We start from the raw sequence: 21,658 nt of genomic DNA on the forward strand, positions 1-21,658 counted from the left end.
GTTATGGAAATTGCATTTTTATTGATCCCACTGGCAGTGTTGCTGGTGTTTGTGATTCTGGGTGGCCTATGGTGGGCAATCCAGACCGGGCAGTTTGAAGACCTGGAAGAAGAAGGTTCGCGAATTCTTGAGCAGGACTAATGCTTTTAGGAATTTCTGAACGGGATTGATGTGTGTCAAATCAGATTTGTGACAATCTGAGATGATCAGGTTGAACAACTAAAATTTTTTAGAATTTTTTTAGTGTTGGGTGTTTGTTTTAATCATTGGGAGAAATCCATGCAAAATGCAACCGTGAAGGCTGCGACCTATAACGATACAGTGGTCCGCCAGTTCGCAATCATGGCAGTGGTTTGGGGAGTTGTGGGCACACTGATGGGCGTGATTATCGCGTCTCAGCTAGTGTGGCCGGAGCTTAACCTGGGCCTGCCGTTTACCTCTTTTGGCCGTTTACGACCACTGCATACCAACGCAGTGATTTTCGCATTTGGTGGCTGTGCTTTATTTGCTACCTCATACTATGTCGTGCAACGTACCTGCCAAACCCGTTTGTTTAGCGACAAACTGGCAAGTTTCACTTTCTGGGGCTGGCAAGCAGTGATTGTCGCCGCAGCCATCTCCTTGCCATTGGGTTATACCCAGGGTAAAGAGTACGGCGAACTGGAATGGCCAATTGATATCCTGATTGCGATCGTATGGATTTCTTATGCCATCGTGTTCTTCGGTACCATCGGTATCCGTAAGGTTAAGCATATCTATGTGGCTAACTGGTTCTACGGTGCGTTCATTCTGGCGGTGGCTTTGTTGCACATCGTTGAGAGTGCAGCGATTCCGGCTGGCTGGTTCAAGTCTTACTCTGCTTACGCAGGTGTGCAAGATGCGATGGTGCAGTGGTGGTATGGTCACAACGCGGTAGGTTTCTTCCTGACAGCGGGCTTCCTGGGCATGATGTACTACTTTGTGCCTAAACAAGCTGAGCGTCCAGTCTACTCTTACAGCCTGTCTATCGTGCACTTCTGGGCACTGATCTTCACTTACATGTGGGCGGGTCCGCACCACCTGCATTACACCGCTTTGCCTGACTGGACTCAGTCCCTGGGTATGGTGTTGTCTTTAATCCTGTTTGCACCAAGCTGGGGCGGTATGATCAACGGTATCATGACTTTGTCCGGCGCATGGCACAAACTGCGCACAGATCCTATCTTGCGCTTCCTGATCGTTTCCCTGTCTTTCTACGGTATGAGTACCTTTGAAGGCCCGATGATGGCGATCAAGACTGTGAACGCTTTGTCTCACTACACTGACTGGACCGTTGGCCACGTGCACTCTGGTGCTCTGGGCTGGGTTGGTTTCATTTCTATCGGTTCCCTGTACTTCCTGATCCCACGTTTGTTCGGTCAAAAGACTATGTACAGCGTGAAAGCGATTGAAGTGCACTTCTGGATGGCAACCATTGGCGTGGTGTTGTATATCGCTGCGTTGTGGATCTCTGGCGTGATGGAAGGCTTGATGTGGCGTGCGATGAACGCTGACGGCACATTGGCATATACCTTCGTTGAGAGTGTGAAAGCCAAGTTCCCATACTACTTCACACGTGCATTGGGTGGTTTCCTGTATATGAGCGGTTTGGTGATCATGTTGTGGAACACATATAAAACAGCCACTAATGGCAAACCAGCAACGGTAGAAGTACCAGCTGTTGTTGCACACGCTTAAGGAGCTCACTATGGCAACTCATCAAAACAATAGTGGCAATCTGCACGAAAAGATTGAAACCAATAACTTCCTGTTGATCGTGCTGACTTTCATCACGATCTCCTTTGGTGGCCTGGTTGAAATCGTGCCTTTGTTTTTCCAAAAATCCCTGACTGAACCTATCCGGGGGTTGCAGCCATACACTGCACTGCAATTGGCTGGTCGTGACATTTATCTGCGTGAAGGTTGCTACAACTGCCATTCACAGATGATCCGTCCATTCCATGCTGAAACACTGCGTTATGGTCACTACTCTGTAGCGGGTGAATACGTGTATGACCATCCGTTCCAGTGGGGTAGTAAGCGTACCGGTCCTGACTTGCACCGTGTAGGCGGTAAATACAGTGACGACTGGCATCGTGTTCACTTGAACCAGCCACGTGACGTTGTGCCGGAATCCATCATGCCAGCATACCCATGGTTGAATGAAAACCTGGTGAACGATGAAACGATTGGTGACCATATGGTTGCGCTGCGTAAAGTGGGCGTGCCTTACACCGACGAGCAGATCAAGGCTGCTGGCGCAGAAATCAAAGGCAAAACCGAGATGGATGCACTGGTTTCATACCTGCAAGTATTGGGTACACACCTGAAATAAGGAGACGCGCCATGGATATGATCAATGTATTACGCATCGTGTTTACAGTACTGAGTTTTGTGCTGTTTATAGCAATCCTGGTCTGGGCATGGCGCAATCGTCACTCCGCACAGTTCAAGGACGCGCAAAACCTGCCGTTCGATCAAGACTAATTATCTGTGCGGAAAGCTTAAGGAAAACATCATGAATGATTTTGTAAACGGATTTTGGCCGATCTGGATTTCGACCATTACCTTGGGTGGGATCGCTTTTTGTGTCGGTTTGCTGATTTTCGCAAGCCGCGTCAAAGTGCCGCTGGATAGCGACAACACCAATGGTCACGAGTGGGACGGTATTAAAGAAATGAACAATCCGCTGCCAATGTGGTGGGTAGGTTTGTTTATCATCACCGTTATTTTTGGCCTGACTTACTTGTACCTGTTCCCAGGTTTGGGTACTTACAATGGTAAATTTGGCTGGACCGGCGTGAAGCAGTACGAAGTCGAAGTGGCCAAAAACAACGAAAAAATTGCACCGCTGTATGCTAAATACGCCGCGATGCCAGTAGAAGAAGTGGCCAAGATCCCGGAAGCCCGTGATATTGGTAAGCGTATTTTCCTCAACAACTGTGCCGCTTGCCATGGTTCAGATGCCAAAGGTAGCCGTGGTTTCCCTAACCTGACGGATACTGACTGGTTGTATGGCGGTAGCCCAGAGCGTATTAAAGAAACCATTACGGGTGGCCGTATCGGCATGATGCCGCCGATGGCCGCCGCTGTTGGTAGCGAAGAAGACGTGAAAAACGTGGCTAACTACGTATTGAGCTTGTCAGGCAGTATTCATGACTCTGGTCGTGCCAATGCCGGTAAAGATAAATTCGTGGTATGCGCTGCTTGCCATGGTCCTGAAGGTAAAGGTAACCAGATGATTGGTGCACCTAACCTGTCAGACAATACCTGGTTGCATGGCCAGGGTGAAGCCGCGATTATCAAGCGTATTCACGAAGGTAAAACTAACCAGATGCCTGCCTGGCAAGAGAAATTCAGTCCAGAGCAAATTCATTTGCTGACCGCTTATGTTTGGGGTCTCTCCAACAAGTAAGCGAATGCAGATAAATACATGAGCGATATTAAACAAAGCGCTGTGACCAAAACCACCATCCGTGAACAGGAGGTGGTTTTGTCACTTTATAAGTCCGAAGATAAGATTTATGCCCGTCATGTCTCCGGTTTCTTTAATAACTGGCGTTGGGTCATGGTGTGGGCGACGCAGCTGTTCTTCTACGGTGTGCCGTGGTTGCAATGGGATGGCCGACAGGCCATGTTGTTTGACCTGGAAGGCATGCGCTTTTATGTGTTTGGTCTGATCTTCCATCCGCAGGATTTGATTTACCTGGCATTCCTGTTGATTGTCTCCGCGCTTTCCCTGTTCTTATTTACGGCGATTGCCGGGCGCCTGTGGTGCGGGTATACCTGTCCGCAAACGGTCTATACCGAAATCTATATGTGGATGGAGCAGAAGATAGAAGGTGACCGTATTGCGCGTATGCGACTTGATGACAGCAAATGGAACCTGAATAAGGTCACACGTAAATCCCTGAAACAGTTTGCCTGGATCAGTTTTGGTTTATGGACCGGTGTGACCTTTGTCGGCTACTTTACGCCCATGCGTGAACTGGTGCCTAGCTTGCTGCAATTCCAGGCCGGTGGCTGGGAAACCTTCTGGGTATGTTTTTATGGCTTTGCCACCTATGGCAACGCCGGTTATATGCGTGAGCAGGTGTGTAAATACATGTGCCCGTATGCGCGTTTCCAAAGTGCGATGTTTGATGGCGACACCATGACGGTGACTTACGATGAAACGCGTGGTGAGCCACGTGGTTCACGCTCCAAAAAAGCAGGTGAGAATGCCAATGGGTTGGGTAGTTGCATTGATTGCAGTATTTGCGTGCAGGTATGCCCGACCGGTATCGATATCCGTGACGGTTTGCAATATGAATGCATCGGTTGTGGCGCCTGTATTGATGCCTGTGATGACGTGATGGATAAAATGGGCTACGCCAAAGGCCTGATTAAGTATACGACGCAAAACGGCATGGACAATCGTTGGAACCGCCAGCAGATGTTTGCGCGTTTGCTCAGGCCGCGCGTGCTGATTTATTCGACGATTTTATTGATCATGGTGGTTGGCATGGGCGTCGGTATCTACTTTAAACCTGATTTCAGGCTGGATGTGTTGCGTGACCGCTCGGTGATGGCGCGTTACACCAACGATGGCAAGATTGAGAATGTGTACAATCTCAAGCTGGAAAATGAGACCGAATCTGTGCGGGATTATGAGTTGAAGGTCACTGGTTTGCCCGCGCTTGCGATCCATTTCTCAGACAATAACAGTCAGCAGCTCAATGCGCTTAAACCTTTTGAGAAGCGTAATGTCATTGTTGAGGTGCAGGTGCCTGACGGTGAGACCCGTGCTGGATCGCACAAGATTTTCTTTGAGTTAACCGACATTGAAGCCAAGGAAACGGTTAAGGAAAAATCTGTCTTTATTGTCCCCAGCAATTAGCGGCTAAGGCGTGACGTCGAGCCGGCTGGCACAAAGCAACATAGATAAAGGAACACTGATGGTTGAAACACAAAAATGGTACCAGAATGCGTATGTCTGGCTGATTATTGGCGGTCCGTCCCTGGTCGTGGTGGCGTCTTTTATCACCTTGTACCTGGCCATTACGCATCCGGATCCGGCCATTGACGACTATTACCGCAAAGGCATAGAAATCAATAAAACGCTGGATGCGCAAGGCAATGATGTACAGGATGAAGCGATGGCTCCCGCCGTCCAGGCGCGTAATCATGCGCAAACTGGCCTTAAACCAGCTGAAGAATAACGCTAACGTTATCCGCCTAGACAAACATGCGCACGCGGAATCCCTGCGTGCGCAATGTGCTGGCATATTTCTCTAATATCTTCTCTGAAGTAGCCTGGATGCAGCCGCGTAGGTCTTGCTGGCTGGGTCTGGCAATGCCGTACAACAAAATGCCGCTGATACGCTGTTTTAATGGCAATAAAGCTTCCATATAGCCTGGCAGCGTTGGCGTGGTCACGGTCTCACCGTGCAGTGATCTACTGAAAATCGCGGTCTGTACCCAGGTTGTACAAAGTGTGCAGCAAGTTTGCAGGCGCTGCAAATGCAATGCCAGCGGCAAATGCGTATCGTTGACTGCCAGCATCTCGCCATCGTTGCCTGCATCCAGTTTGAACCATACCTCTCCGCCCATCTCGTGTAAGCGTTTGAGTGCATGTTGTATATGCGCATGCTGCAACTGGCTGCCATTGGTAATGAGCCGTAAATTGGCTGGGCGGTCATGTGGTTTGCGTTGCTGCATCAGGTGGGCAACCATGTCGAGGATTTCTGCGAACTGCGGTGACGTTGTTGGCTCGCCATCACCAGCAAATGCAATATCCTGCACGCAATCGCGCAGCGTCAACGTGGTGTGGTGGATATGCAGGGTTAACCAATTCAGGCAGTCAGTGAGCTCCTGCTGCAGACGGTGAGTGTCTATCGTTGGTGAGGGGCCACGCTGCAGGCCTGGCACCTGGCAATACACGCAATGCCAGTTACAACAATGATTGGGGTGCAGGTTGATGCCGATAGAAAGGCCTTGTGCCCGGCGTGACCACACCGGGTAAATATACTGCCAGTGGCGCGTGGATGCATAAGACGTCAACGCGTTAAAAAGGGCAGAGGGCTCCATCGGGCGTCAGTAATGATGGCGGCGAGGCCGCTGCTTAACACGTGCTGGCGTTAAAGATGGCCTTCAGTTTTTCGTGGTCCAGAATGCGGATGTTCTTTTGTTTGACTTCAATAATGCCGTCGTCGCTAAACTTGGAGAAGGTACGGCTCACGGTTTCCAGCTTCATGCCCAGGTAGCTGCCGATTTCTTCACGTGTCATGCGCAAAATCAATTCGCTTTTCGAGTAGCCACGGGCGTGCAAACGTTGCAGCAAGTTGAGCAGAAAGGCTGCCAGGCGCTCTTCGGCACGCATATTGGCCAGCAACATCATGACGCCATTCTCGCGCACAATCTCGCGGCTCATGATTTTGTGCACATGGCGTTGCAGCATGGGAATTTCACGTGACAGGTCTTCAACGTGGTTAAACGGCATCACGCAGACTTCGGCATCTTCAAGCGCAATGGCGTTGCAATTATGCTTGTCACTGACAATGCCATCCAGCCCCATGATTTCCCCGGCCATCTGGAAGCCGGTGACTTGTTCGCGGCCATCTTCAGAAACCACACAGGTTTTAAAGAAGCCAGTACGGATTGCATACAAAGTGGTAAACGGGTCGCCACTGCTGAACAGGTGACCACCTTGCTTCACTTTTTTGCGGGTGGCGACCATGCCATCCAATTTGCTCATCTCGTCCGTGCTTAAACCTATGGGCAGGCACAGCTCGCGCAGGTTGCAGTTAGAGCAGGCGACCTTGAAGCTGGATTCGGCTTGCATGGGGGAGGTCCTTGGCAGTCGTTGATCTTGCGACTGATTATACGCTTCATGCGCATTGATTTCATGTGTGGCGATTTCATCTGCTGCAATGGCATTTAACATGATGCTTTTTACTCTTCCCTATTATAGTGAGTTGCATTATGCACGCGTCACGCATCGGACTATTTGATATGCATCAAGAAGTCATGGTTTGCTTTATGGCAAAGTGGCTGTCAATGACTTTGGGGACGCGATGTCTCACTTGTGCCGACAGGAAAGAATTTGCTAGATACCATGAAACAACCGTTGATGATTACTCAAGAGCACATCGAACGCTATGATGTTTCGGGGCCGCGTTATACCTCTTACCCCACGGCAGACCGCTTTGTCGAGGCGTTTGATGCAGCGGCCTATGTCAAGGCGGCAGAGCAGCGCAATATCAGCAACTGGACGCAACCGCTGTCTGTTTATGTACATATCCCGTTTTGTGCCTCCCTGTGTTTTTATTGTGCCTGCAATAAAATCGTTACCAAGCGTTATGAGCAGGGCGCAATTTACCTCAACTACCTGCAACGCGAACTCAATCTGCACCTGAACAAGTTTTCGCAAGCGCAGGCGGTGAACCAATTGCACCTGGGCGGCGGCACGCCGACCTTTCTCAATGATGAAGAGTTAACCAGCCTGGTCGACATGCTGAAAAAAGCCTTTGTGTTTAACCAAGAGGGTGAATACTCCATCGAAATCGATCCACGCACGGTGAACCAGCAACGCTTGCAGCATTTGCGCGACCTGGGCTTTAACCGCCTGAGTTTTGGCGTGCAAGACTTTGACGCTGAGGTACAACAGGCCGTGCATAGAGTGCAGTCTTATGCGCAAGTGGAAACGCTGATGCAACAGGCGCGCGAGATGGGGTATCAGTCGATTAATGCTGATCTGATCTATGGCTTGCCCAAACAAACCCCAGCGACGTTTCGCGAGACGATTAACAAAATAACGACCTTGCGCCCGGACCGCATTGCTTTATATGGCTATGCGCATTTGCCATCAAGATTCAAACCGCAACGGCGTATTTTGCAAGATGAGTTACCCAATGCGGTCGATAAGATTCAAATGCTGTCGGAGGCAATTCAGCAATTAATGCAGGCAGGTTATGTGTATATTGGTATGGACCACTTCGCCTTACCTGATGATTCGCTCGCCATCGCCAAACAGCAGGGCAGGTTGCACCGTAATTTCCAGGGTTACAGCACCATGGCAGACCAGGACATCCTGGCGCTGGGCGTGTCTGCCATTGGCAAAATGGGTGCGACCTATAGCCAGAATGCCAAAACGCTGGAAGAGTATTACGACTTCCTCGACCAGGGCCAGTTGCCAATTGTGCGTGGATTGGCACTCAGCCGTGATGACCTGATCCGGCGCGCAGTGATTATGGCCATCATGTGCCATGGTGAGCTTAGCTATGAGTCAATAGAGCTCTCTTACATGGTGAATTTCAGGGATTACTTTAAGTCAGAGATTCAACAGCTTGCAGATAAAGAAAAGCAGGGGTTGGTGGTGCTGGAAGACGATGGCCTGAAAGTGACTGAAATGGGCTGGTACTTTGTACGTGCCATTGCCATGGTGTTTGACCGCTATTTGCAGCACGATGCCAATCGTGCAAGGTTCTCCAAAATCCTTTAAACTCTCGGCATGTTAGCCAGCTTACTCCTGACCGCCTTTGTCATGGGGCTGGCAGGCGGCCCGCATTGCATTGCCATGTGTGGTGCAGCTTGCGGCGCCATGCAGTCTTCTCCTCAAACCACCAGCCAGTTTCGTTCGATTCCGCTACGCGTCATCAAGACCATTCCCTGGAGTTTCTACCTGGGGCGCATGCTGGGTTATGGCATCTTGGGCGCGATTGCGGCAGAAACCCTGCGTGGCCTGGCCTGGTTGTCCAATCAGAGTCATGTATTCCAGCCCTTGTGGACGTTCTCTCATACGCTGATTTTTGCCTGGGGCGTGTTATTGCTGGTCACCGGTCAACAGCCACAATGGGCTGTGCAGCGGGCACAGCAGGTCTGGGCGTGGATTAAGCAGCGCACCGAACATGCCAAATTCGGCTATTTGCTGACTGGCATGATCTGGGCTTTGTTGCCGTGTGGTTTGCTCTATTCAGCGGTGATGCTGGCCTCGTTGCAATCGCAATGGTTACAAGGGGCGCTTGTGATGATGGCTTTTGCCTGTGGCTCTGCCACTGTGCTGGCACTGGCACCAGTCCTATGGCGCGCCAGCCAGCAATCCATGCCCGGCTGGTTTAAAGAGTCGACGGGGATGCGCCTGAGTGGCGTATTGCTCATCGCCCTCAGCGTAGTCGCTTTATGGATGGACGTCATGCATCATGATAAATTGTGGTGCCAATTGCTCTAAACATTGCTTTTATTGCCTGCGCCCTGTAACTTTTAATTGTTAATTTAATTTAACAATTGGGGGGCGTTATGCTTGGGCCAACGCGATATCTACTGTTTATTTTCTTGTCCTTATGGGTTGCGCACAGCTACGCCCAGCCGCCTGCCATTTTGCTGGCGCAGATTTACCATGACGATATCCAGGTGCAGGAATACCTGGTCAGTGAAAAACTGGATGGCATCCGTGCCATCTGGGATGGTCAGCAATTCACCAGCCGCCAGGGTCATCCTATTCATGCGCCAGCCTGGTTTACTCAAGACTTTCCGCCACGGCCACTGGATGGCGAATTATGGATAGGCCGTGGTCAATTCGAGACGCTTTCATCCACTGTCAGACAAACGCAACCGAGTGATGCTGCCTGGCGGCAAGTCGCCTATTATGTGTTTGAGTTGCCAGACGCCAGCGGTGATTTCGCCCACAGAGTGCAGACAATTGTGCACATCGCCCGGCAAGCGCATAGCCCTTATCTCAAAAGTCTGCCGCAGTTCAAGGTAAAGGATAGGCAAGTGCTTAAGCGAACGTTAGAGCAAGTTGTGGCGAAACGTGGCGAAGGCCTGATGCTGCACCGCGCTGACGCGCCATATCTCACAGGCCGTAGCCATGTCTTGCTCAAGCTCAAGCCACAACTTGATGCCGAAGCCAAAGTGATCGCCTATGTGCCCGGCAAAGGCAAATACCAAGGTAAAATGGGCGCGTTACTGGTAGAAACCCCGGCAGGTATCCAATTTAAACTGGGCACCGGATTCAGCGACGCCGAGCGTGCGCATCCGCCGCCCATCGGCTGCCAGGTTACTTATACTTACCGTGATGTGACCAAAACAGGTAAACCCAAATTTGCCAGTTTTTTGCGCATACGCCCCTCTGAATAGTTAAAGGAAATCATATGAAGTGGTTCGCAGGATTATTAAGTTGCTGGATGGCAGCAAACGCTTACGCGCTTGATTTAAGCGGTGTTTACGCCTGCACGGGCGATGATGCGCATGAAGGAAAGTACACGGGTACAGTGACCATGAAATTACGTCCGGAACATAGCAAAGGCGCTGATGCCAGTTATGACTTCCAGCTCGAAGTGCCTGATTATGGCGTTTATAAAGGCCACGCTGCGGCGCATGGTATGCATGCCGCTATGCATTTTGCCTTACCAGCAGAGAACGGCGAATATGGTGGCAAGACGCATGATTATGGCACGGGCATTGCCGAGTTTAAGAAAAATGCCAAAGGGCAGTTGAGCTTCAGGAAGTTTTATTTTGAACCTGGGTTTAAGGGTGGGAATACAGGGGTAGAAGAGTGTGTAAGAAAGTAATATCTCATCAGAAACAGATGCATTCAACTCAAGTAAGTTTAATGCTCTTTTAATATTTTATTAAAGTGTGAAATGAGCCTTTCAGTGCACGTATGTAATTGAAAGTGCTTCAGAAAGTATTGTTGAGCACTTTGGCCTAATTGTAGGCGATTTTCTTCTGTCATTGTATAGAGTTTAATCACTGCGTCAGCAAGGGCCTGAGCATCCCCAGCTGAGCAAGTGAGACCTGCATTGGCATTTTTAACAATATCAGCGGCTTCACCGTTACAACAAGCAATAATAGGTTTTTTCGCAGAAAGATAAGCTTGTAATTTGCTTGGCACCGTTGCTGATAATGCTGATTGATCCTTAAGTGTTAGTAGTAGCACTGAGGCAGACTCGTAAATGGCAGGCATTTGATCATGAGCGACTCTGCCGGCCATCACAATATTGTCCAGATCATAATCAGTAATCAGCTTTGCAATTTCATGATCCATACGACCACTACCCACTAAGTAGAACTTTATTGCATCATGATTTTTGAGGATTCTTGCAGCTTCGACAATTGTCTCGCATGATTGAGCTGCTCCGATATTGCCTGCAAAAACAATTGAAAACTGCTTTGCAATTGTTTTTGATAGATAGCCTGTTAGGTCGAGTGGCACTGCGTTAGCTAAGTGACCCTCCGCAGAGTTTGGAAAGTACTTTATTTTATTCTTCTTACGGGTTAATAACTCAACCGACTGACGAAAGCCTTCACATTGAACGAGTATTGAGTCGGAACAATAGTAAATATACTTAACTGCATTTTTCACTAAGCCCAGAATCAGTTTGCTTTTGATAAAGCCGGTTGCAAGTAACGATTCTGGCCATAAATCTTGTACCCATAAAACCAAGGGCGCGCGTTTCAGCCAGGATAAATAAAGCGCTGGTAAAGCCTGTAGTAAAGGGGATAGCCCGTAGACAAAAATCACATCAAACTTTTTTCCCCGAAGGGCGTAGGGGGCACATAAATAGCCAGATACAATAAATGAGAGATAATTAAGTACCATTCCTTTCCCAGAGTTCTTACCACGCTGCCAAAGTGGTATGCGGACTACATCAAAGCCTGAGTATTGTTCATGATGAATGCCTAATGCTTTATAGCCATCGAATATTTTCCCTTCAGGATAGTTGGGCTTTCCTGTTAATACTGTGACTTCTATGCCTTGATCACGCAGGCTGCGTGCAACAGCATTAATATGAAAATTCTCAGGCCAAAAGTATTGTGTCCAAATAAGTACTTTCATCTGAGTATTTCCGATAAGAACTCTTCTGCAGAGTGAATTTTCGCTGTCGGCTCAGGCTGGTCCAAGAAACGTTTGACCGCTCTTGCAATCGATATAGGTGAGTGAGGATCAAAAGTCTCAATGGGTTCAACCACGTCTCTCACATAATCAAGCTCCGCGGCTAGAATAGGTATTTCCAACTGCTTCGCTTCAATCAAGGGTAAGCCAAAAGACTCTGTTGTGGATGGGAAAATTAATGCAGATGCAGATTGATATAACTTATGAATCTTTGAAGGCTCTATGAGGTTTAGGTTTGTAATATCAAGGCTATGCTCTTTTGTATATTTAGCGATTTTGGCACAGAGTTGTGGAAAAGCTTCCGAGCTAACTGTCAGTGCCAAAGAGGGTCTTAAGTCTGCATCCGCCAGAATTCGCCAAGCCTCTAACAGGTTCAGATGGTTTTTATGAGACTCCCCACTCGCTACATATAAAAAGTCAAACTTTTTGCCATGCTGAAATTCATTTTCAATTGATTTTGTCTCAAATACGGGAGCAAATGGAAACACTGAGACATTTGCATCTTTCCATAGTTTTTGTAACGCCATTTGCATTGAGGGTGTTTGAACAATGTATCGGTGAGTGGGACTGTGAAAAAAGCGTAACCAACAGCGCTCAACAGTTAAGCGAACTCTCGTTAAGAGGGGGTGGCCTATCAGCGATTTGCTTTCTACAAGTAGACGATTTTGAATGAAAACTACAACTTTGCCTTTAAGTGGCAGTAATGGCGGCAGCCCATGAAAACATATAACAATATCTGAGCTTCTTGTATTTAGCCATAATCTAAGCTCAGCTCTCAATCTTGCTAAAACTGAAGCATGATAGCTGTAATATTTAAATCGCTCTCGAGATAAGCGGAGCTCCCGCACTCCACGAGAGTCAAGTTGTAAAAGCTTAAATTTGTGATTAGGGGCCGATAAAATCAATCTGAGTAAAATCATGCCGCCACCAGAGTGAACGCTCGGCGCGTGGATAATAAGCATTTTCTTTATAGGCTCAATCACAAGTTGTTTTAAATATTAATGTCACTTAGAAGCCACAAACCTAAGCTTTTATCTTGGAATTGTCCTGCCTCTTCAGTGCAGCCTTCGTTAATAGTTAATATAGGCTCAGGAAAGTAGAAGGGAGCGAGCTGCATATTAAGTGCTCTCCAAAAGCTATCTTGACCAATTAAATCATTGTTGTAACTTCTGTCAGTGAACGTCGTGGTCAATAAATATTTGGCGCCAGATTGTTTAAAGTTTCTGAGTATTTTTAATGCATCATCAAATTTTAGATGAACTAAACAGTCTCGAGAGAAAATTAAATCTGCTTTGGGCAGAGTGTCCTCTGCCAAATTAAGGCATTTAAAAGTCCGTGTTGCTCCCCCAAATTCACTCATATGTTTATTTATCATTGGTTCTACAATGTCAACACCAATGTATTGCTGAACTCTTAACTCCGTTTCTTTCATCCAATACCAATCGCCACATGGGGCATCTAGGAAAGTCTTCACGGATAGCATCTCAATGATTTTGGGCAGTTGCTCTCGAATCACTTTTGTTTGAACTAAGTCTGAACCTTCGCCAGACCTTGATTCGCGACCTCCGAAAATATTTTTGTCATAAATTTCTGAGAACTTTTCTTTGAGGTCAATGCGATTTATTTTTGCTTGAATATTTGATTTAGAGAACAGTCGCTTAATAATTGTTTTTATGTTAGCGGGTACAAGCTGCCTGCAAATGCTAATTAATTTGTTGGCGAAATATCTGATTTCTCTTTTAATAGTCATTGTTTTATTATTAGTCATAAACTTATTTGAAATGGCATACGCTTTGATAGAAGCTCCAGCTTCGTTAAAGCCTCTATTGAACATACTTGAAGCAAGATCGGTATAAGATTCCGAAAGAGACTTTCCTGATCCAGACAGAATTTCTTTATGGCTTAAGTTCATTGCAAAGTTAGATAGCAGTTGGTTACATTCAGTTAAGGCAATCCCTGCCATTTGATAGCTTCCTTGGTTCGCATGTTGCCTAGCCTGCACTAGTACATCAGGTATATGTACGAAATCATATTGTTTTGCCATTCTGAACCATAGGTCATAATCTTGAGTAGTTCTTAATGATTCGTTAAATACTCCTACCTTGTCAAAAGCTTGTTTAGGTATTAGTAACGTACATCCATGTAATCGATTTTCGATTGTGATCCAATAGCGAAAGCTTTCTGGTCGAACTCCACTTAGTTGCACTGGCGAAGCTTTTTCTAAGTCATCAGTAAAAACAGAGTAGTTGCTGTATATAACAACGTTTTTCTCAGCTAGATTTGCGAGCGCTAATATTTGCTTTTCGACTTTATCTTTGGAGTACAAGTCGTCGTGGCTTAACCAAGAAAAATATTCACCTTGCATTTCTCTAATTGCTAAGTTTAATGCAGAAGCTACGCCTCCATTCTCTTTGTAGAGGTAGCGGATATTACTGCCGTAAGATTTTGCGATTCTGTCGGTTTCTCCATTGTCGGTGGAACCATCATTAATGACTAAAATCTCTATATTTTGATATGTTTGTTCGAGTGCACTTTCTATCGCTTGCTTTAGATAGTCCTCGCCGTTGTAAACAGGTATTACAATTGAAACTTTTGGTTTATTCATATTTTTAGTAGTTTTTGAAGAGGCGTCTAGCTTTAACGAGTAGCTTGTAACCAAAATTGGCTGAGCGGAAATAAATGAATCGGAGTGTCCATCTACCCCAAAATGTAAGCGAGTCAAGCTTGGTTTTGTAATAAATCCTATAGTAAATAGACTTTATGGATTGTTTTTGTAGTAATCTTGAAAAGCTAAGATCTAAGCCTTGGTAATTTTTAGCTGTTTTGATTAAACGCTTACCACTTTCAGCAAATTGAGGCACTGATAAAAAGGCATAAGCATAATAAGTATATAGCCCTGATAAGCCTTTATTTCTTACTGTAAGATCAACCTCTGTGTCTTCTGTAGAGATTTTATTTGCATAATAGTCAAGAGCGCTAGAGATTTTATGCGGATCCTGACTCTGTAAGGAGTTATCTTCATGAGTCCTCAATAAGCAAGTGAAATCTGGCATTGCATCAATTCGATAGCGTTTTGAAATACGGCGCCACATATCTGTGTCTTCGAATCTATCCATATCCTCATCGAATCCCCCGACTTGATCTAGAACAGACTTGTAAGTCATTACGGTTGGTAGAGTTATAGTAACTGGGGTGAAAAATGCAATGCTTTGGTAAATTAGGCCTGAAACTGAGGCTATATATTTATGATCTAACAATCGTCCGTAAGTGTTGATACAATGAGCTGAGGTATAAATCATTCCGACTCCGGGATGATTTTTTAAATAAGAAACTTGTAGTTCGATTTTATTGGGTAAATAAAGATCATCCGAGTCTAAAAAGGTAATGTATTTACCTGAGGCAAGTGATAGTGCATGGTTTCTAGCATTTGAACGTCCTCTGTTATTTTGCTTAATATAAGTTAGTCTTTTATCAGTTATTTTGGAAACTATAAGCTGAGTATTGTCGGTGGATCCATCATCAATGACGATCAACTCTATGTTTGAGTATGTTTGAGATAAAACGCTTACAATCGCTTCACCTATGAATTCGGCGCGATTGTATGTAGGTATAATGATGCTAACCAAGTCCGCGTCGTTTCTAAGTAGCTCAGTCTTCTCCAAGTAAAGACGTCCTGCATCTGCAGCATATCGATCAGCAAATAACTCTATTTCACTAACCCTACGATAAATAGTTTCCATTTCAGTACATAGAGTGGAGGCTGGCTCTATTGCTAAAATATCATATGGCTCTCTACCATATCCCTGCAGACTTAAATCTTGTAGTTGCTCACCAGATATAAGGTCAATTTCGATCAATGAAGCATTGGCAATCACTTGTTGATTTGCCGGAAGTATTTGTTTTGTACTTCTTGAAATGGATCTGTCAGCACTAATGCCAATAAAAATACTCTGATTAACTACTGCAATTCCTCGAGCATATCCTTTCAATTTCAAGTCGAGTCTTTTGATCCATTCATTTTTGTTATTTTCTAATACATACACCTTTTGTTTAGCAGACTCTGCAAAAATAAGGCGATCATCAATTACCACGGGACTATGTGGCTGTTTTAGGCCTTCAACAATATTCTCATTAGTGGCTAAATAAAAAACTCTGCCATTGGAGCCCCACGAGTTTTCAGAGTTTTTGGGACCAAAACAAGATGCAATCAATTGTCCTCGATGAATAGATAAGCCGTTTAAATGAATCTCATCTTTTTCGTGACTAACGTTTGGGTAGCTCCAGAATAGTTCTTCATTACTTAAATAGTTGTTGGTAAATGGGATTCGATAGACTTCATTCGTACCCGTACTTGCCAAATATATACAGTTCTCATGAAATACCATTGAGTGGCTGTCTTTGCATTTATGTAAGTGAAGGAAACTTATTACCTCTAGAGTTGAGAGCGAGATGCAAGTAATCGAAGGTTTTGATCCTTGCGTTGCAATAAATATGTTCTCTCCACTTTTGCAAATGCCAGCAATGCCTGAGAAGTCCTGTCTCAACTCTTCAGGAATTCCCGTAATATCTATCCAGTTGGACTCCTTACTTTGCGGGTCTATTACGCATAGGGAGTGATTAGGAGAGGTTGATTGGTTGCAAAATGAAATAAGTAAATGTGTATGATCCATAGATTCTACGATTGGAGCTGTATCCTGACTCACGTTAGATCACCTTTTTTAGCAAAAACATCTGTCACATACGGAGAGTAACCAAAGTCAATTATGCCAAAAGAATTTGTTTTATTTTTGTTTAGGGCTACCCGAAATGGCATTGCATCAATGATGCGGTGTAATGACTGCCCCCCATTTCCACCAACCCCACAATTAATAAAATATGTGCCAGAATTAAGCCCACAGTAAAACTCAAAAAACATCGTTACTTTTTTCCCTTTGGAATAATTCATACCTTTGAGATTGTCTGCTGGATAAATGCCCCCGCCAAGCTCCACGCCAGTAAGCGTTTTGATTAGTGTATAGAACCGTACACCCTCGCAATTCTTGGTAAAAGTAACGTCATAACAAAATTTATAACGAGCTCTACCATACAAACAATTCACAATTTGACCATCAATCGTCTCAATTCTAAAGTTTGAAATTTCAGCACCATTTGGTTCGTAGGCAACCATGCTTTTCGAAACGAGGCTGACATCATAGCTTTCATCAGAGTTACTTTCCTGTAAGGCTTCCGGGGGGATGTTCTCACTAAGAACGGCAGATCGCCCCTCATCAGATTGTGCTACCACGAGAGGCTCTACACTACTAACGGACTGATAATTATACTGCCGGATGGATTCTCGTATCTGCAGTGCCTGTTCGTGGGTAGCGTTCATAAGCTTCTGGTACCAAGCAATTGCTTTTTTGGGCTCTCCTGTAAAAAGCATCTCTCCAGCGTACAGCAGTACTGCCCGGTCGCATAATTCAACAATAGCGCTGGTTGAATGCGACACGAACAAAATCGTTCCTCCATTGCGTTTGATTTCCTCAATTCTTGCAAAACACTTACGCTGAAAAGGTTCGTCGCCCACTGCCAGCGCTTCATCCACGATCAAAATGCTTGGGTCAACATTAATAGCAACGGCGAACGCAAGCCGTGCATACATACCACTAGAGTAATGTTTGACAGGCTGTTCTATAAAATCGCCAATATCAGCAAATGCTGCAATCTCTTCGAAACGACTCTGAATTTCTTCCTGTGTCAACCCAAGAACTGTGGCATTCATGTAGACATTTTCGCGTCCAGTGAATTCTGGGTTGAAACCAGCGCCGAGCTCCAAAAGGGCTGCTACTCTACCTCTGGTTTCAACTGCACCGCTGGTTGGCTCCAAAGTTCCACAAATCATTTGTAGTAGTGTAGATTTACCAGAACCATTGCGACCGATAATGCCAACAGTTTCACCACTACCTACTTCAAAAGACACATCATTTAATGCCCAGAACTCACGGAAATAATCGCCAGAGTTGCGGCCAATTAAAGAACGTAACTTGGGTATAACCAACTGTTTCAATCTATCTTGAGGGCGATCATAAATGTGATAGCACTTGCTTAGATTTCCTACACGAATAGCAATGTTGTTCATGGTTACGAGTTTTTTATGTGGCTGGTTTGTGGTTTAGATTTAAGTGCAGAATTAGGTTCTAATCTACCTATACCACGGCTCATTATTTCTTTTATAACTTGCTTGACACAAGCATTCAAATTATCAGAGCCTGTGTTAATGATTAGATCGGCCTTTACTGGCACTTCGTAAGGCGCAGAGATGCCAGTAAACTCAGCTATCTCTCCTGCACGTGCTTTTTTATAAAGACCTTTAGTATCTCGATTTTCGCAAACTTCCAGAGAAGCATTACAGTAAATCTCAAAAAAGTCACTTTGCGCAATCATATTGCGCGCGCGTTCTCGGTCAGCGCGGTAAGGTGATATGAATGCGGTTAAAACAATTACACCTGCCTCCATAAAGAGCTTCGCCACTTCACCAATACGGCGTATATTTTCAATACGATCTTCAGTAGAAAACCCAAGATCACCACAAAGACCGTGGCGGATATTGTCACCATCTAAAACGAATGTTTGGCATCCAAGTTCATGAAGTCTTTCTTCCACTGCATGCGCCAGAGTGGACTTGCCTGATCCTGATAAGCCGGTAAACCATAAAACAGCACCACGATGACCATTCTTCTGCTCACGATGTTTTCGACTGATATTTGATTCGTGCCAAACTGTATTCGTTGAGTTCATTGAATGTGCCGTGTTATTTTTTTGTCTATCAGAGGACATCTGCAAAACCCTTTCTGGTTTTCTGAAACCACCAGAATCCAATCCACGCTATAACCATGCTCACTAATGAATAAACACCTAATGCAGTCCAATTTGGCACTTCGCCAAATAGCAGCACTTTCCGGGATTCTTCAATAATCAGCGTAAGTGGATTCAACATCACGAATAATTGCATTTTATGAGGTAAGGTAGCAATGGGATAAAAAACTGGCGAAACAAACAGCATCACTGAAGTGACTAAGCCGGTTGTTTGGCCTATATCTCTTACGTAAACGCCGGTTGCCGCCAAGAACCAGGCAAAACCAAGCGTAACAATAACAAATGGAAAAGTAACCAGCGGGAAAAAGATAATAGTCCACTGCAAATTACCAACAATAATCAACTGTAGTATGACTAGGACAAAAATACTGATGCCAGCATGAAATAGTGCTGAACCCATGGCTATCCATGGAAAAATCTCCAGCGGAAAAACTACTTTTTTCACATAACTAACATTACTGTTAATCAAGGCCGGTGCACGGTTGATGCATTCTGCAAATACACCATGAATAATTAGCCCTACGAATAATACGATTGCGAAGTCAGTATGCCCACCTGTTGGTACATCTCCCCAACGACTTTTAAATACATATGAAAAAAAGAAGGTGTAAACGCTAAGCATTAATAACGGATTAAAGAATGACCATCCTAACCCGACTACAGAACCACGATAGCGCCCTAAAACTTCTCTCTTTGTCATTTGGCTGATTAAGCTTCGGTTGCGCAGAAAACTTTTCAGTATTTCGAGAGGGCTAGAGCTGTGATGCTTATGCGGATTCATTTTGACCAAACTGTTCTATTCACGAAGTCAACATAGCTTACAACTGCACGCAATACTTTTTTAGAAACTAAACCGCCCAGGTAGTCAGGTGCGATGCTAAATTGCTTTTCTGATTTGTTATGCTGCTTTGTCACAATTTGTACTGCATCTAGTACACGTTCCGTTTTAAGTCCACACATAATGAGTGTGCCTTCGTCCATGCCTTCAGGCCTTTCATGCGCATTGCGGATTGTTACCGCAGGTAAATTAAGCAGAGAAGCCTCTTCAGTAATGGTTCCACTGTCCGAGAGTATGCAAAAAGCTTCTTTTTGCAGCTTTATATAGTCAAAAAAACCGAAAGGTTTTAAGAAGTGAATTTTGCTATCAAGCGAGTCAACGCCCAGCTTTTCTAAACGCTGCCTTGTACGAGGGTGTGTGGAAACAACCACTGGCATGCCATGCGCTTTAACCAGTGCCTGCAATGTGTCTAGTAAATCTTGCAGGTTGGTAGGGGAGTCAACGTTTTCTTCTCTGTGCGTGCTGAGTAGAAAGTATTGCTGGGATGATAGGTTAAGCCGCTCCAATACATTCGATGCCTCAATATTCGGCATATAGTATTCAAGCACCTCTTGCATATGGGAGCCAGTTTTAATAATCCGGTCAGCAGGAATTCCCTCCGCAAGCAAATATCTTCTCGCGTGCTCTGTGAGCACCATATTAATATCACTTAGGTGATCTAGCACTTTGCGATTAAGCTCTTCTGGTACTCGTTGATCAAAGCAACGATTGCCTGCTTCCATATGAAATACAGGAATTTTACGGCGTTTGGCTGCTAGTATCGATAGGCATGAGTTGGTGTCGCCATAGAGCAGTAAAGCATCTGGCTTTTCTTTCTCTAGCACTTCATCTGCTTTTTCAATCACTTTGGCGATGGTTTGGGCGGCATTTTCACCTACGGCAGCCAAAAAATAATCAGGTTTTCGAATACCAAGATCATCAAAGAAAACTTGATTCAGTTCGTAGTCGAAGTTTTGGCCGGTGTGAACGAGAATGTGCTGCGTATGTTGATCAAATTCTGCAATGACGCGAGACATTTTGATTAATTCTGGTCGCGTGCCAACAATGGTCATGACCTTAAGCATTGAGTTGTTCCTGAATAAAGTCTAGTTTAAGCAATAGTTGCTTAACTTCTTCTAGTGTAAGTTGCTCTGTATTGTGTGAGGTGTAGTCGTCGAGAGTGGAGAGTTCTAGGTCGCCTTCAACATAGAACTGAGCGTAGTTCAAATCACGGTTATCAGCTGGGATCTGGAAGTAGCGTCCCTTATCTACCGCTTTTGCCATTTCCTCACGTGATATCAGCGACTCATAAAGCTTTTCACCATGCCTAGTCCCAATAACCTGCATGGGTAACTCTTTTTTAAATAAATCTTTTAATGCTTGGGCAAGTACGCCAACAGTAGAGGCTGGGGCTTTCTGAACAAAAATATCTCCTTGCTGGCCGTGTTCAAATGCATAAATTACTAAATCAACGGAGTCTTCAAGTGACATCAGGAAGCGTGTCATGGCAGGGTCTGTGACGGTGAGGCCCTTGTTTGATTTTAGTTGATCTACAAATAAAGGAATGACTGATCCACGAGAAGCCATCACATTGCCGTAACGGGTTGCACAGAACACTGTATCACCTGTTTGTTGATTTCTAGCTTTGGCAACCATGAGTTTTTCCATCATGGCTTTTGAAATCCCCATGGCATTAATCGGGTATACCGCTTTATCGGTGCTCAGCACAATCACACGCTCTACATTTTGCGCAATTGCAGCATTCATCACATTTTCGGTGCCTAGCACGTTAGTCTTTACCGCCTCCATAGGGTAAAACTCACAAGAAGGGACTTGTTTTAGTGCGGCCGCATGAAACACATAGTCGACACCTTTCATGGCCTCATAAATGCTCTCGTAACTGCGTACATCTCCGATATAGAATTTAAGTTTAGGATGATTGAGCGCTATGCGCATATCTTCTTGCTTTTTTTCATCGCGGCTGAATATGCGGATTTCACTAATCTCAGTTTCTAAAAAACGCTTTAAAACCGCATTCCCGAAAGATCCAGTGCCACCAGTAATTAAAAGGATTTTATTTTTAAACATAATTG

Annotated in this window: 22 protein-coding genes; 11 read left to right on the forward strand and 11 right to left on the reverse strand. The window is 45.3% G+C overall.

Annotated elements, in window-relative coordinates:
• Window positions 1–3 precede the first annotated feature (3 nt).
• From ccoS to INP79_RS05785, 7 genes are all read left to right on the forward strand, one after another.
• On the forward strand, window positions 4–141 hold the full coding sequence (gene ccoS / locus INP79_RS05755; protein WP_019881964.1) for a cbb3-type cytochrome oxidase assembly protein CcoS: 138 nt from the start codon (window positions 4–6) through the stop codon (window positions 139–141).
• A gap of 138 nt (window positions 142–279) precedes the next feature.
• Complete coding sequence (gene ccoN / locus INP79_RS05760; RefSeq protein ID WP_194753291.1) at window positions 280–1,716, forward strand: cytochrome-c oxidase, cbb3-type subunit I; 1,437 nt, start codon at window positions 280–282, stop codon at window positions 1,714–1,716.
• A 10-nt stretch (window positions 1,717–1,726) separates the two neighbouring features.
• Entirely contained in the window at window positions 1,727–2,353 is a 627-nt protein-coding gene (gene ccoO / locus INP79_RS05765; RefSeq protein WP_194740977.1) for a cytochrome-c oxidase, cbb3-type subunit II, read from the forward strand.
• 11 nt (window positions 2,354–2,364) lie between these two features.
• Window positions 2,365–2,505 carry a cbb3-type cytochrome c oxidase subunit 3 gene (locus INP79_RS05770; protein ID WP_194740978.1) on the forward strand — a complete coding sequence of 47 codons (141 nt, stop codon included), beginning with the start codon at window positions 2,365–2,367 and terminating at the stop codon, window positions 2,503–2,505.
• A 31-nt stretch (window positions 2,506–2,536) separates the two neighbouring features.
• Window positions 2,537–3,433, forward strand: a complete 897-nt coding sequence (ccoP, locus tag INP79_RS05775; protein ID WP_194753292.1) for a cytochrome-c oxidase, cbb3-type subunit III — start codon at window positions 2,537–2,539, stop codon at window positions 3,431–3,433.
• An 18-nt stretch (window positions 3,434–3,451) separates the two neighbouring features.
• On the forward strand, window positions 3,452–4,897 hold the full coding sequence (ccoG, locus tag INP79_RS05780) for a cytochrome c oxidase accessory protein CcoG (RefSeq protein ID WP_194753293.1): 1,446 nt from the start codon (window positions 3,452–3,454) through the stop codon (window positions 4,895–4,897).
• Between the two features lie 58 nt (window positions 4,898–4,955).
• Entirely contained in the window at window positions 4,956–5,219 is a 264-nt protein-coding gene (locus tag INP79_RS05785) for a FixH family protein (RefSeq protein ID WP_194753294.1), read from the forward strand.
• Between the two features lie 16 nt (window positions 5,220–5,235).
• Here INP79_RS05785 and INP79_RS05790 read toward each other — a convergent pair whose 3' ends face one another.
• Both INP79_RS05790 and fnr read right to left on the reverse strand, forming a co-directional pair.
• Window positions 5,236–6,087, reverse strand: coding sequence for a hypothetical protein (locus tag INP79_RS05790; protein ID WP_194753295.1), 852 nt, complete (start codon window positions 6,085–6,087; stop codon window positions 5,236–5,238).
• A 34-nt stretch (window positions 6,088–6,121) separates the two neighbouring features.
• Window positions 6,122–6,943 carry a fumarate/nitrate reduction transcriptional regulator Fnr gene (gene fnr / locus INP79_RS05795; RefSeq protein WP_228519727.1) on the reverse strand — a complete coding sequence of 274 codons (822 nt, stop codon included), beginning with the start codon at window positions 6,941–6,943 and terminating at the stop codon, window positions 6,122–6,124.
• A gap of 171 nt (window positions 6,944–7,114) precedes the next feature.
• On the opposite strand from fnr, the gene hemN reads away from it, so the two are divergent.
• The 4 genes from hemN to INP79_RS05815 all read left to right on the forward strand — a co-directional run bounded on the left by hemN (window position 7,115) and on the right by INP79_RS05815 (window position 10,568).
• Window positions 7,115–8,500 (forward strand): oxygen-independent coproporphyrinogen III oxidase, encoded by a 1,386-nt coding sequence (hemN, locus tag INP79_RS05800; protein WP_194753296.1) that lies wholly within the window; start codon window positions 7,115–7,117, stop codon window positions 8,498–8,500.
• A gap of 9 nt (window positions 8,501–8,509) precedes the next feature.
• Window positions 8,510–9,226: a sulfite exporter TauE/SafE family protein gene (locus INP79_RS05805; protein ID WP_194753297.1), complete on the forward strand. Its 717-nt coding sequence runs from the start codon at window positions 8,510–8,512 to the stop codon at window positions 9,224–9,226.
• A 68-nt stretch (window positions 9,227–9,294) separates the two neighbouring features.
• Window positions 9,295–10,134, forward strand: a complete 840-nt coding sequence (locus tag INP79_RS05810; protein WP_194753298.1) for a DNA ligase — start codon at window positions 9,295–9,297, stop codon at window positions 10,132–10,134.
• A 14-nt stretch (window positions 10,135–10,148) separates the two neighbouring features.
• Window positions 10,149–10,568, forward strand: a complete 420-nt coding sequence (locus tag INP79_RS05815; RefSeq protein WP_194753299.1) for a hypothetical protein — start codon at window positions 10,149–10,151, stop codon at window positions 10,566–10,568.
• Between the two features lie 38 nt (window positions 10,569–10,606).
• Here the strand turns inward: INP79_RS05815 and INP79_RS05820 are convergent, their stop codons facing one another.
• The 9 genes from INP79_RS05820 to INP79_RS05860 form a co-directional block, all read right to left on the reverse strand.
• A complete protein-coding gene (locus INP79_RS05820) occupies window positions 10,607–11,836 on the reverse strand; it encodes a glycosyltransferase family 4 protein (RefSeq protein ID WP_194753300.1) in 1,230 nt (409 codons plus the stop codon).
• Window positions 11,833–12,813: a glycosyltransferase gene (locus tag INP79_RS05825; RefSeq protein ID WP_194753301.1), complete on the reverse strand. Its 981-nt coding sequence runs from the start codon at window positions 12,811–12,813 to the stop codon at window positions 11,833–11,835. The genes INP79_RS05820 and INP79_RS05825 overlap by 4 nt, the downstream gene beginning before the upstream one ends.
• A 71-nt stretch (window positions 12,814–12,884) precedes the next feature.
• Complete coding sequence (locus INP79_RS05830) at window positions 12,885–14,498, reverse strand: glycosyltransferase (RefSeq protein ID WP_194753302.1); 1,614 nt, start codon at window positions 14,496–14,498, stop codon at window positions 12,885–12,887.
• A gap of 4 nt (window positions 14,499–14,502) precedes the next feature.
• Window positions 14,503–16,596 (reverse strand): glycosyltransferase, encoded by a 2,094-nt coding sequence (locus INP79_RS05835; protein WP_194753303.1) that lies wholly within the window; start codon window positions 16,594–16,596, stop codon window positions 14,503–14,505.
• A complete protein-coding gene (locus tag INP79_RS05840) occupies window positions 16,593–18,011 on the reverse strand; it encodes an ABC transporter ATP-binding protein (RefSeq protein WP_194753304.1) in 1,419 nt (472 codons plus the stop codon). The genes INP79_RS05835 and INP79_RS05840 overlap by 4 nt, the downstream gene beginning before the upstream one ends.
• Window positions 18,012–18,013: 2 nt before the next feature.
• Entirely contained in the window at window positions 18,014–18,709 is a 696-nt protein-coding gene (cysC, locus tag INP79_RS05845; RefSeq protein ID WP_228519728.1) for an adenylyl-sulfate kinase, read from the reverse strand.
• Complete coding sequence (locus tag INP79_RS05850) at window positions 18,699–19,448, reverse strand: ABC transporter permease (protein ID WP_255520504.1); 750 nt, start codon at window positions 19,446–19,448, stop codon at window positions 18,699–18,701. Before INP79_RS05850 ends, cysC begins: the two co-directional genes overlap by 11 nt.
• Window positions 19,449–19,525: 77 nt before the next feature.
• Window positions 19,526–20,650 carry a non-hydrolyzing UDP-N-acetylglucosamine 2-epimerase gene (gene wecB / locus INP79_RS05855; protein WP_194753306.1) on the reverse strand — a complete coding sequence of 375 codons (1,125 nt, stop codon included), beginning with the start codon at window positions 20,648–20,650 and terminating at the stop codon, window positions 19,526–19,528.
• Window positions 20,643–21,653, reverse strand: coding sequence for a polysaccharide biosynthesis protein (locus INP79_RS05860; RefSeq protein WP_194753307.1), 1,011 nt, complete (start codon window positions 21,651–21,653; stop codon window positions 20,643–20,645). Before INP79_RS05860 ends, wecB begins: the two co-directional genes overlap by 8 nt.
• Window positions 21,654–21,658 lie beyond the last annotated feature (5 nt).

Origin of the sequence: Methylophilus sp. QUAN (genome assembly GCF_015354445.1) — a bacterium.
Classification (GTDB): domain Bacteria; phylum Pseudomonadota; class Gammaproteobacteria; order Burkholderiales; family Methylophilaceae; genus Methylophilus.